Raw genomic sequence first — 11,762 nt, forward strand, 5'->3', positions numbered from 1 at the left:
CACCTACTTTCTTTCCGTTTACAAACTGCTACAAATTAGCGACACGCAAGCACTCCCATTTCTGTGCAAAGGGCTTATACTTATTATCAATCAGAACTTAATAGTCTAAGGCTATGAATAAAATTAAGTGAAATCCCAGCCAAGGTAGTTTATATTTTATATGTACCGCTTAAGAAGTTTTCTCTCTGGAAGGTTTGATATGACAACAAAAGCATCTAAAGAAGCAAGTCGTTTAGCGAAACAAAATACAGCGCCAAGAAATTCGAATGGCACCGAGTTAATTGATCAAGAACTACCAAGCTCCCCTGCATTACACCTAGTTGAATTTAACCACATAACTGTAGACAAGTACTCAGCAGAGCAAATTCGAGAAATGTATCAAAACCAACTAACTAAGAAAGCAAGCTAACAAACATTCCCGAATACCACCTCTTAACTGCAGCAGCGGGATTTGTGTGACACACATTGTCAGCTAACAGAACCCGCTGCTTAATTGCTCGACTATAAACTTCCCAGATCTTGAAAAATCAGCTCGCTTACGCGTGCTGACGCTTTCGAAACTGCCTCTTTTATATCTGCCATTGTAATAGGCGTATCTGACAAACCTGCTGCCCAATTCGCACTCAAGGCAATACAGGCATAGTCCAACTCCAATTCTCTTGCTAGCGCAGCTTCAGGCATGCCCGTCATTCCGACCATATCGCAGCCTTCAGCCTTACAACGAAGTATTTCAGCTGATGACTCTAATCTCGGCCCCTGAGTAGCACCGTAAACTCCACCATCCAAGACATCAAATGACACCGCGCTTGCTGAGCGAAGAAGTTTTGCTCTCAATGTTTCAGAGTACGGCTTGGTGAAGTCGATATGATCAACAGTTTCGCAATGAATGCCATCATATATAGTGTGTTCACGCCCATAAGTGTAATCAATAATTTGGTCTGGAATGGAAAGATTACCCGGGCCGAGCTTTTCATGAATTCCGCCTACCGCGTTAATTGCGATAATTCTATCGACACCTGCTTGCTTCATGGCAAAGAGGTTGGCACGATAATTTATCAAATGAGGAGGAATACGGTGAGGATTACCGTGACGCGCCATGAACGCAAACTTAAGCCCGTTTAGTGCACTTATCACAACTGGGCCACTGGTTTCTCCGAAAGGCGTACTTGGCCATAGCTGCTCTACAAGCTCAGCACCCGACATTGAACCAAAGCCTGTTCCACCGATAATTCCTAACATATAAATTCCCACTTAAAGCTCAAGGCTAGTCATTAACCAATTGAGTCATCATCTTATTAGTCTTGTGGCGATTGCCCTTTTATCTCACCTTCAATGCGTAAGGCCTCTGGCATATGCAAAGTAGAGGTTGGAAAAGCAATCTCTGCATTCTCGGCTGCAATAATGTCGTAAACACGAATTAAGACATCCTGCTTAACTTCATGATATTTAATCCAATCAGTTGTTTTGGTGAAGGTGTAGATAAAGAAGTCCAAGGATGACGCCGCGTAGGCATTAAAGTTTACGATAAGGGTTTGTGTGGTATCAATTTCAGGGTGCTGCAATAGCATAGCCTTAACATTGCTAATAATACGAGGCAGCGCGGCGGCATCATCGTATCGAATACCAATCGTTTCATAGACTCTTCTATGGCTCATACGTGACGGGTTTTGAACTGATATGTTCGTAAATACAGAGTTTGGCACATACAATGGCCGTTTATCGAAGGTTTTTATGGTGGTTAAGCGCCAGCCAATTTTAATTACAGTACCTTCAATTTCCTTATCGGGTGAGCGAACCCAATCGCCAACCTTGAAAGGTCGATCCAGGTAGATCATTAAGCCACCAAAAAAATTGGCCAACAGATCCTTTGCAGCAAAGCCCACGGCGAGACCACCGACACCACCAAACGCTAGGACACCACTCATGCTATAACCCATGGTCTGTAGCACGACTAATACGCCAATAATAATAACAATTGCACGCAATAACTTACCAATAGCCGAAACTGTTGTTTCATCCATTGGCTGCTTCATCTTTTCGCCACAAACAACGATCTTCTCGCCGCCCGAAATAAATCGGACAACAAACCACACCAGGCAAAAAACGATGATTATTTGTTGCGTATTACTAATAAATACTGAAAGGTCAACACCTGATTGACGCTGAACACTATAAGCAATCCAGGACAAACCGAGTAACCAAATAACCAAAGCTATCGGTGATCGTGAAGAATGAAGTAAAGTGTCATCCCACAAGTTACGCGTTTTAAGAAACTGCGCTTCAACGCGCTTAAGGAATACTTTAGATAAGAAACTAATCAAACCGGTTAGCAATAGAATAATCGAAATCTCGACAACTTGACGAACAAGCAAGTTTTCGAGCCCGCTATTTAATAAGAAGGTATTCAAAATATTCCAATTCATACTACCCCACCCCTAATTTTTATTAAGATGCTATTTGTTATAGGTCTTCCATACCTCAGATGCCTTAACATCTTCGATACTTAGTTTTTTGCTTGCTTGGTAGCGCATTCGTTTGAGTCTTTGATTATCGACGGTTAGATCACCTTGCTGCAGCAAAGATTCCAAATGCAGCCTCACTTCTTGCGCAGCATCTGGATTGTTACAGACAAGCACCATATCACAACCAGCAGACAAAGCCGCATCTGCACGCGCGACATAGCTGCCTGCAACACTAGCACCTTCCATTGACAAGTCATCACTAAATATAACCCCCTCAAATCCAAACTTTCCTCGCAGAATATCCTGCATCCAAACATTGGAAAAGCCAGCGGGTTGATTATCTACCTGGCTATAAATGACATGAGCAGGCATCAATGCATCAAGCCCTAATGGGATTAAGCGCTCAAAAACAATCGTATCATTTTGCATGATCTGCTCTAGACTACGATTGTCTTCCGGGATCTCATGATGTGAATCAGCAACAACCGCTCCATGACCAGGAAAATGCTTCCCTGTAGAAGCCATGCCTGCTTCTTTCATACCTGAAACCAGCGATGAAGATAAAGCAGTAATCGTCTCAAGATCGCAGGAAAATGCTCTATCGCCGATTACTTCAGAAACACCATGGTCGCGATCTAATACTGGCGTAAAGCTGATATCAATATCAAATGCAATTAGCTCTGCCGCGATTAACCAACCCAGATCAAAAGCTTGCTTTAAGCCCTGCGCTTTATCCTCTTGATAAACCCGGTCAAGAGACCTCATTGGCGGTATTCGCGTGAACCCTTCGCGAAATCGCTGAACGCGTCCACCTTCGTGATCAACGGCGATAATAAGATTGCTTGAGCACTCCCGGATCTCCGAGATTAGCTTAGTCAATTGACCAGGGTTCAGGTAATTTCTTGAGAAGAGAATAACTCCCCCAACAACCGGACTAGATAAGACCTGTTTTTCTTCTTCATTCAACTCAGTCCCTGCCACATCAAGCATCAGCGGGCCAATATTGTTTTCCTTCATATTCACTATTACTCTATCAAAGAAACTATTCTTTAATTAAAACACGCGTCCCGACACAAACACGAGAAAATAAATCCATTACATCTTTGTTACGCATCCGAATACAGCCATGAGACAAAGGCTGCCCCATTGGTTCAGAGTCAGGGGTGCCATGAATGTAAATATAGCGCCTCATACTATCAACTTTAGCCAAGCGGTTATAGCCAGGCTCAAGTCCGCTTAACCACATAATGCGCGTCAGAATCCAGTCTCGTTCGGGGAAATTATTTGCAAGCTTAGCTGAGTAGATCTCACCTGTTGGGCGACGCCCGGCAAAGACCGTATTAATAGGAGAATTGGCACCAATTTTAGCGCGAATATAGTGATAACCTAAAGGCGTACAACCTGAATCGCTAAACTGTCCAACTCCGTTAAGGGCGGTGGACACACTAAAACGAGCCACTTTGTTTTCATTAAACAAAGTCAGCTGCTGTAACTTTACATTAACTTCGATTCTGGGCTGACAAAGGGAAAATTCACTCTCTAACGAGCGTCTAAGTCCTGGTTCAAACGGCATTCACTTCACACTCCCTATGTCATGAGCAGCGAGCAGAAAATCAGTTAACAGGAGCTGCGCTCAATCCGGCTGCTAGAAATGGCACAAGGTAATTAACGACTTTTTCTGTATCCACCTCAGAATCCGGCTTATTCGACAGAATGTCAGATAACTGCTGAATACTGGACATTGTAAAGGCTGTTGCACCGATAACAAATTGAGTTCTCCAGAAACGCTCAGCCGTCGATAGCTCTGGCGTAATATCCTTAAGCAGATTTAAGAAAGGCCAGAAAGTTTTTGCATACTCGTCTTCTAAGTATTTACGCAAATGACCTTGTGATTGAGTATAAGCAAGGCCAAGCATTCGCATAAATATAGAAACACCATTTTTATTGCGTGTAGGTATCTTTAACAGACTACTCGTGTACAACCTTAGAACATCTTCTATACTTGGTGTGCAACCTTCATTGTCCCAGTTATTCTCGCGCAGACCTTCAACCATTAACTCATTTAGCGGTGCAAGAAAGCGATTAAACACTGCCTGGATAAGCGCATTTTTTGAACCAAAATGATAGTTAACCGCCGCTAAGTTGACACCGGCTTTGCCCGTAATCATTCTTAGTGAAGTTTCTGAGAAGCCCTTTTCAGCAAAGAGAACCTCGGCAGCATCAAGTATTCGGTTAACAGTCTCGGTATAAGCCATATAATTCTTTTAGTATATATATTCCAAACAGATGTTTGAAACATACGTTTGATCTAGCTTAAAGTCAAGATTTTAGATTCTGCTCAGGCTCGCCTACCGACTTATTTAACGATTGTTCAAGTTTGCTAGCTTCAAGCTCATCAATTCTGTCATCCCAGCCTTGGTCAAGATGCTTAAAATGGCTCTCTAGATATTCTTTTTCCAAGCGTTTATAGGCCTTTTGAGCTTCAACCATTAATAACAAATACAGACGAATTGTCTTTTTGTTTTGCATATAGTTTAGCAGTGATCGATCTTTAGAGTAACGATATATACCGTTAAAGAGGCTCTTGGATAAGTTCGGGTTGAATTTTGTCAATTTTTGGCAACGCCATGCGAGCCCGTCAGTGCCTTCAAGGTACTGAATATGGTGTAAAGCTCCGTATTCGATCACCTTTCTTTTAGCTAGCAACTCATGTAAATGTGGACGAGAGAAAAAGAACTTCCGCATAGGAGAGAATGCAAAAAAAGCAGATAGAAAAGCCATACCACAACCAACACCACCAACCCAGGCATCAAGCAAACCTAACAAACTAAATACAAACAAGGACGCGAAAATAGCACATATAAGTACCCAGTAATCTCTATCTCTCCGAGCTTCGGCTACCAAGGTGTTATCGGGGTAATCGTCCATTGCGAGGTGATCATAGTTCAAGCCCATTACAGGCTCACAGCCTGCAAGTAATATCTTCTTCCTATGTTGCTGCAGTTTTAATTCGGCCTTTTGTGCAAGAATACGCTCTCGCGCGTTATCAACAATACTTTTCTTTTGGCGTCGGTCGTCTTCTAAACGACGCTCAACAGTTCCTCGAGGTTTTTTGCTTGTATGCCGTCGATCGGGAGTCTTGCGCCTGCTATTTTCCTCTGCGTCATCACCAGAGGCCAAGCCATTATTTTGATCGATATCATTTAACAAGCTATCAAGAGATGCAGTTTTGCTTGTATCCGCATTGTTTGTTTGTTGCGCAGTCACTAAGATTTCCCTTTGGTGTTGCTATAGTTTATCGGATGCCATCTGAACAACTTTAGTAATTATAGCCTCTTACTTATCATCTTTGCTTAGATTCTGGGCTATTAAAAACGCAAGGCACCCTCGCCCTTACTCGCAACAATAGACAGACCTAAAAACTAAACTAGACAAAATTCAAGTTGCGCCGGTTATCATATTTGTTATAAATCCGGCGTTTTTTATGGCTTTCTAGAAACTATTTCTCAGACATCCACTATACTAACAACTACACACCAATCACTAGCTAACTACGCACATCGGACTCTGAGCAGAGCATGAGCATTCACAGAAAGATAGACCTACTTCCTGAACGCTCTCAAATGGCATGGCTTATCTTGCTTATTGCCACTATTGGGCTGTGGGTCAGTCTCGCGATTTCTAAGCCATCCTTAGCACAAAGCACGTCATCGCAGTACGAAACAATTAAGGTAAGCAAAATAGTAGATGAAGTTAATGCACTACCTTATCTAGATTACTACTTGGACAGTTCCTTTTCGGCAAGCATCAATGATGTGCTAGCAATAGATAAAAATAAATGGACAAAAAATACCGAGCACATTCAGCACTTTGGGCAGACGAACGCGCCTTACTGGTTCCGCTTTAAGCTACACAAACAGCGCTTTCATATCGACCAACAGTATTTTGTTAAATTAGATTACCCTCATCACGACCGTGTATCGATTTATTTTGTCAATGACGGCCGCATCGTCAAACAAGTCAATACCGGCGACCACTTACCATTTAAAAGCCGAAAGGTAGATTTACCTACTTTTGTTTTTAGTATTCCAGAAAACCATACAGAGCTTGACGTATATCTAAACATACAGTCAGAAGGTGTATTGCAACTCCCGCTCTCAATCGTTACCCAAAATGAGTTAAGTAAGCAAAACATATCTTTTAGTCTTCTATCCGGGATATATTTCGGCGCAATCCTGATTATGCTTTTTTACAATAGCTTTATTTATCTCACCGTAAAGGATAAAGGCTATCTTTACTATTTAATATACCTAAGCTCATGCGCAATCATCCAGTTAGTGCTTTCTGGTCTCGCTTTTCAATATCTATGGCCAAACTACCCCCTATTTAATTACCACGCTGTTGTATTTTCTGCCGCTTTTACCGGCATTAGTGCGATAACATTTATTAAGAATTTTATTGGTATCGACTACATAAGCTCTAAGCGAGACCTTGTACTGATAAAGCTTCTAATTCTGACTTTCATATTGACGGTACTATCCGGCTTCTTAATTTCTTATAGCTTCGCATTAAAAAGTACATTTATCGCTGTAAGCTTTATGGTAATGACCGGCTTTTACCTTGGTGTGAAATACTGGCTAAAAGGGATTAAAACTGCTCGTTATTTTGCTTTGGCCTGGTTTAGCTATTTAGGTGCGGTCATTATTTTCCTATTAGAAAATAACCGAATTATAGAACCAAATATTTTCAATGAAAACGCATTATCCCTTGGCACTCTAATCGAGCTGACACTTCTCTCTATCGCATTCGCTGACAGGTTAAATTATGAAAAAGACTTGCGAGTTGAAGCTCAAGATGCACTACTCGATGCGCAAATCAAAATGAATCAGGATTTAGATAAAATCGTTAAATCACGCACCGAAGCGCTCGAAGAAGCGAATACGCAGCTTAAGGAACTAAGCGTAACTGACGGCCTTACTAGTCTAAAGAATCGCTACTATTTCGATAAGACCTTTAAGAAAGAAATTCACCGTGCTGCGAGGGACAGCCTCAGCTTTTCAGTTATTATGATCGATATAGATCACTTTAAGGTCCTTAATGATAAATACGGACATTTGTATGGTGACTACTGTCTAACTCGCTCTGCCGAGCTGATAAAAGCAGTTATCCATCGACCTTCGGATACCGTCGCACGCTATGGCGGTGAAGAAATAGCAGTGCTTCTACCCAATACGACATTAGACGGTGCTATGCGACTTGCCGAGCGCATACGTGAGCAGTTCAAAGAAAACGAGTTTTTGGATTCGGGCATTTCAACCTTTTTAACTGTGAGCATTGGTGTATCCAACGCCACCCCTACTACAGACACAATCAAGCACGCGATTAAACTATTGGATATTGCCGATCAATGCCTGTATAAAGCAAAGGAAGCTGGGCGCGATCGAGTAATAGGCCAGAAATGCTATTTCGAGTAATACAGTGCCACTTTATCGTGGCCACTCACTGAAACACTCTCGCACTAATTCGACAAACGCCTCCTCACAAACACTAGCCATATTAAAATGAGAGTTTAAGGAATTATGTTCACAGGCATCGTTCAAGGTAAAGCAAGCATTCTTGAAATTTCAGGTACAGACAATCTAAAAACATTAAAAATAGGTTTTCCTGATGGCGCATTGAAAAACATAAGTAAAGGCGCAAGTATTGCAATTAACGGCACTTGTCTGACCGCTACCGCCTTTGATCTTGAGCAAAACTGGGCGAACTTCGACGTAATGCTCGAGACACTTAAACTAACAAACCTTGGCTCGCTACAAGAAAGCGACCAAGTTAACTTTGAGCGAGCCGCGGCTATTGGTGATGAGATAGGCGGCCATCTAATGTCTGGGCATATCCATTGCAGCGTTGAAATATGTAAAATTGACTCAGCTAACGATGTCCATACAGTTTATTTCACAACACCCGAAAATCTCCAAAAATACCTCCTACCTAAAGGCTTTGCCGGATTAAATGGCTGCAGTCTAACACTAGGCGAAGTATCTAATGAGTCCTTTAGCGTTCATCTAATACCTGAAACACTAGAGGTAACAACCTTTGGTGAACTCAAGGTAGATGATGCAGTGAACCTAGAAATTGACCCTCAAACTCAGACCATCGTTGATACCGTGGAGCGATTCATGAGCACAAAAAAGCCAGCTTAAATGCTGGCTTTAGGTCTAATCGTATCAAGCAAATATTCTAATGTGCCGAAATGACGAGTGAAGTATCCGAGATATGGAAATCAGTAAAGTAGACAGAACCGATGCTTTGACCTGTATCTCCGAAAGAGACATGGGGTAGATCCCAATCCCACGCAACGTTTATATCGTAGATTGCTTGGCCATCAACATGAATCAAAGCATCCCCATCTTTATGGATGATGTGTTGCGCTGCAGCCAACTTACTTTGAACACTTGCAAAGCCAAAACTACCAAGCGTATCATTCCCACGTTCATTATGAATTCTCATATCACGCAGTGTTAAATAAGGGTTTGTTACTGAGCGAGGTATGATTGTATTGGTCGCATTGTTCGTACTATCAATATCCAAATCTTCTACACGAAATTTCGCATCGATCCCCAGATATGAATCAGCTAGCAATATATTTCTTGGCTTACCATTCGAAGAATTGCCGGTCGTATCATGAAAGTCATTTCCTTGGTTTTTAATAACTATATCTAAATAACCTAGGTAAGCTTCCACTGAGAAATTCTTGCTTAAGGCAGTCTCAACACTGCCGTCTGAAGCACGTATACCAAACTCGGCTTCCTGAATATGTAGATCAACAGCATTTTTATAATTATCAAGATTTGATGCGTGCGTAGACGGTGGAGGTGGAGTATTGCCAGTGAGGACGGCATCACTGAACCCAAGGTCTTGTGACGTAACGTGAATAAGCACATCGCCATCGCCGTACTGCTTCCCAAACCCACCAGCACCATCAGCATACTCATTGATAGCCCAGGCAACATCAGTTTCACTCGTATCAAAAAAACCAGCAGTGGCCAGGAGCGCAACATCGGAAAACCCTGTTGCCAATGTTTCGTTACCATCTGTCACGTCAATTTTTGCGCGAAGGTTGTCTACTAAGCCGCCACCGATTCCAGTCAAGGAGTAATCTTTCGTATACATAGAACCAGCATCTACATATTCGAACTCGCCGATATGTACCCTTGTTTCTATATCAATAGTCAAACCAGCTTTACCCGTAACGTTAGATAATGAGCTATCGTCAAGGAATTGTAACTCAGCAAACGCGCACGGCGACGTAAGGCCCACCACTAAAGCACAGCTTTTAGCAGCTACAGGAATTTGCTTGAATATATTCTTGTTATTTTTGGCTATTACAGCCCTACCCGTCTTCATGAGTACTCCTGAGGGTTAGGTGGAATCTCCACCTATTCAGTATTCCTTGTGCTCAAGTCGATAAGCTATAGTAATATTTATAAGCCGACCAACAGTCACATATATATGTAAAATATCACATACCGTTACATGCACCAATGGTTTATGCTTTAGAAGCAGGGCAAGTAATAGTCAATAAAACATATTTGTGAGCCAGTTCAAATTTTAGTATGAACATTCTAATTCTAAGAAGTATTATCTAACCCAATGAACGCAATTCATTTTTTCAGGTTTTTATCGCTAGCGTAAAGCTAGAGTGGACTCGCCCTTGCAATGCAAGGGCTTTTTTTTGCTTATAAATAATTCAAGCTTCAGCGAAAGGCCTTATACACACGAAACTTAGTGGTTTCAGCCAATACATCGCAGCGCCCCATGCTCGCCTCAATAATCGATGCATATTTAAGAAAAGAATTCGCAACTAAAAGAAAAGGTGCGTGCTTTGTCAATTTATCTTTGGCACCTTTAATAAACCCCTCAGTAGTTGTGTATTCAGTATCTACACCTTGATGGAATGGCGGGTTCGTCACTAAGGCGTTAACCCTACCTTTTACCTCAGCCCAGCCATCACTGGGGTAAATATCTACATCTATGTTATTTAGCCGCGCAGTTTCTTCAGCGCACTTTAGGGCCAACAAATTAATATCAACCATTTCCAGCTTAATACCTGGATTGAGCAGTTTTGTATAACACCCTAGTACGCCACTACCACAACCAAAGTCCAATACTCGCCCCTCTAGACGGGTAAACATATTCGCCAGTAGTAGCTCAGTACCCTCATCGAGCTCACCGATACTAAACACACCTGGTATAGCAGCCACTTTTAAGGATATGTCATTCACCTCAACATCAAATGATGTCATCCAATCTTTTAAGCTAAACGGCTCGACTTTTTGATCTAGGCTTGCATGCCACAATTGACAGTGTTTAGCTGAATCAATCTTGCTAGCATCACTGCTATATGAGCTTAACTTCTTAGCCGCACTAGCAATTCCGGCTTTTTTCTCACCCACGAGATAGATATCACCACCTTGACACAACAGAGGCGTAACATAGGCCAAGATAAGGTCCAACTCTGCCTTTGCTTTTGGGATGTGAATGATCACCGCATCACAAGCCTCAAGACCTTCATTACCCAAACTAAATAAGACTTTGTTACCAAGAGAGTTTTTTAAAGACCGATATACTCGATAATCAAAGGTAATTACCTTTTCAGGATTTAAATACTCAAGAGGATCACCAGGGGGTGGACCAAAAATAATCAACTTTCTGCACTGGGAAAACTGTTCTGAATTGCGTTCAATAACCTTTGATCTTACGTGCATCTAATCACTCTCGTCTTTAATATGGGATTGATCCACTTCAAATGGCATTTTATCTCTCTCCAACTCAATGGAACTAAAGTGAAACCGTAAGTGGCTGTATCGCTCGGCGATAATCGTATTTTTTGGGACGTCAAAGCGCTTTACGGCTCGAATTGCACGAACAACCGAGTCATCCAAAGCAGGGAGACCACTCTGCAAGAAGATAAATACATCAACGACATTTCCGTATTCGTCCAGCTCTAGCTTTGCAACACCTCTATGCATTTGCCTACCTTTGTATGGATTATTCCATTTTTCGTTAACCTGCTTATTCATTCTTTCAAGAAATTTATTAACCATACGCAGTTCTTCACTTTCTTGTTCGCTATATGGTTGTTCAACAGTTACGTTCTCAAGTTCATCTTCACCGAGCAAGCTGATATTCCCAACAACATGAGTGTCTGGGTTTCCTTGACTCTTTTCCTCTAAAAGAACGGTATCAGCCTCATATTCACCATATACATCTTCCATATACGAAGGAATAATGGAGCTCTCC

The 11,762-nt window shown here is 41.9% G+C and carries 12 protein-coding genes; 3 read left to right on the forward strand and 9 right to left on the reverse strand.

The window, feature by feature from the left end:
* The first annotated feature begins 199 nt into the window (after positions 1-199).
* Positions 200-409, forward strand: coding sequence for a hypothetical protein (locus A3756_RS19750; RefSeq protein ID WP_068507091.1), 210 nt, complete (start codon positions 200-202; stop codon positions 407-409).
* Between the two features lie 92 nt (positions 410-501).
* On the opposite strand, the gene A3756_RS19755 is transcribed toward A3756_RS19750, so the two are convergent.
* The 6 genes from A3756_RS19755 to A3756_RS19780 all read right to left on the reverse strand — a co-directional run bounded on the left by A3756_RS19755 (position 502) and on the right by A3756_RS19780 (position 5,729).
* The gene (locus A3756_RS19755; protein WP_068507088.1) at positions 502-1,239 is read right to left on the reverse strand and encodes an S-methyl-5'-thioinosine phosphorylase; all 738 of its coding nucleotides are present in this window, start codon (positions 1,237-1,239) and stop codon (positions 502-504) included.
* Positions 1,240-1,295: 56 nt separating this feature from the next.
* A complete protein-coding gene (locus A3756_RS19760; RefSeq protein WP_082865387.1) occupies positions 1,296-2,423 on the reverse strand; it encodes a mechanosensitive ion channel family protein in 1,128 nt (375 codons plus the stop codon).
* Positions 2,424-2,453: 30 nt separating this feature from the next.
* Complete coding sequence (gene nagZ / locus A3756_RS19765; RefSeq protein WP_068507086.1) at positions 2,454-3,479, reverse strand: beta-N-acetylhexosaminidase; 1,026 nt, start codon at positions 3,477-3,479, stop codon at positions 2,454-2,456.
* A gap of 25 nt (positions 3,480-3,504) precedes the next feature.
* Positions 3,505-4,035, reverse strand: coding sequence for a L,D-transpeptidase (locus A3756_RS19770; RefSeq protein ID WP_082865388.1), 531 nt, complete (start codon positions 4,033-4,035; stop codon positions 3,505-3,507).
* 40 nt (positions 4,036-4,075) lie between these two features.
* On the reverse strand, positions 4,076-4,717 hold the full coding sequence (locus tag A3756_RS19775) for a TetR/AcrR family transcriptional regulator (protein ID WP_068507084.1): 642 nt from the start codon (positions 4,715-4,717) through the stop codon (positions 4,076-4,078).
* A gap of 64 nt (positions 4,718-4,781) precedes the next feature.
* Entirely contained in the window at positions 4,782-5,729 is a 948-nt protein-coding gene (locus A3756_RS19780; RefSeq protein ID WP_068554402.1) for a hypothetical protein, read from the reverse strand.
* A 311-nt stretch (positions 5,730-6,040) separates the two neighbouring features.
* On the opposite strand from A3756_RS19780, the gene A3756_RS19785 reads away from it, so the two are divergent.
* Positions 6,041-7,936 carry a diguanylate cyclase gene (locus A3756_RS19785; protein ID WP_068510527.1) on the forward strand — a complete coding sequence of 632 codons (1,896 nt, stop codon included), beginning with the start codon at positions 6,041-6,043 and terminating at the stop codon, positions 7,934-7,936.
* 105 nt (positions 7,937-8,041) lie between these two features.
* Positions 8,042-8,662 (forward strand): riboflavin synthase, encoded by a 621-nt coding sequence (locus A3756_RS19790; RefSeq protein WP_068510525.1) that lies wholly within the window; start codon positions 8,042-8,044, stop codon positions 8,660-8,662.
* A 37-nt stretch (positions 8,663-8,699) separates the two neighbouring features.
* Here A3756_RS19790 and A3756_RS19795 read toward each other — a convergent pair whose 3' ends face one another.
* The 3 genes from A3756_RS19795 to A3756_RS19805 all read right to left on the reverse strand — a co-directional run.
* Positions 8,700-9,866 (reverse strand): DUF6160 family protein, encoded by a 1,167-nt coding sequence (locus A3756_RS19795; protein ID WP_068510524.1) that lies wholly within the window; start codon positions 9,864-9,866, stop codon positions 8,700-8,702.
* 350 nt (positions 9,867-10,216) lie between these two features.
* Positions 10,217-11,227: a methyltransferase gene (locus A3756_RS19800; protein ID WP_068510522.1), complete on the reverse strand. Its 1,011-nt coding sequence runs from the start codon at positions 11,225-11,227 to the stop codon at positions 10,217-10,219.
* Positions 11,228-11,762: TonB C-terminal domain-containing protein (locus A3756_RS19805; RefSeq protein ID WP_197481403.1), on the reverse strand; the 535-nt coding region annotated here is incomplete at its 5' end.

It is taken from the genome of Oleiphilus sp. HI0086 (assembly GCF_001635225.1).

Excerpts from the sequence above, each read along its gene's own strand:
- A3756_RS19800 (WP_068510522.1), bottom strand. The coding sequence starts at position 11,227 with ATGCACGTAAGATCAAAGGTTATTGAACGCAATTCAGAACAGTTTTCC.
- nagZ (WP_068507086.1), bottom strand. The coding sequence starts at position 3,479 with ATGAAGGAAAACAATATTGGCCCGCTGATGCTTGATGTGGCAGGGACT.
- A3756_RS19750 (WP_068507091.1), top strand. The coding sequence starts at position 200 with ATGACAACAAAAGCATCTAAAGAAGCAAGTCGTTTAGCGAAACAAAAT.
- A3756_RS19785 (WP_068510527.1), top strand. The coding sequence starts at position 6,041 with ATGAGCATTCACAGAAAGATAGACCTACTTCCTGAACGCTCTCAAATG.
- A3756_RS19760 (WP_082865387.1), bottom strand. The coding sequence starts at position 2,423 with ATGAATTGGAATATTTTGAATACCTTCTTATTAAATAGCGGGCTCGAA.
- A3756_RS19755 (WP_068507088.1), bottom strand. The coding sequence starts at position 1,239 with ATGTTAGGAATTATCGGTGGAACAGGCTTTGGTTCAATGTCGGGTGCT.
- A3756_RS19775 (WP_068507084.1), bottom strand. The coding sequence starts at position 4,717 with ATGGCTTATACCGAGACTGTTAACCGAATACTTGATGCTGCCGAGGTT.
- A3756_RS19795 (WP_068510524.1), bottom strand. The coding sequence starts at position 9,866 with ATGAAGACGGGTAGGGCTGTAATAGCCAAAAATAACAAGAATATATTC.
- A3756_RS19790 (WP_068510525.1), top strand. The coding sequence starts at position 8,042 with ATGTTCACAGGCATCGTTCAAGGTAAAGCAAGCATTCTTGAAATTTCA.
- A3756_RS19770 (WP_082865388.1), bottom strand. The coding sequence starts at position 4,035 with ATGCCGTTTGAACCAGGACTTAGACGCTCGTTAGAGAGTGAATTTTCC.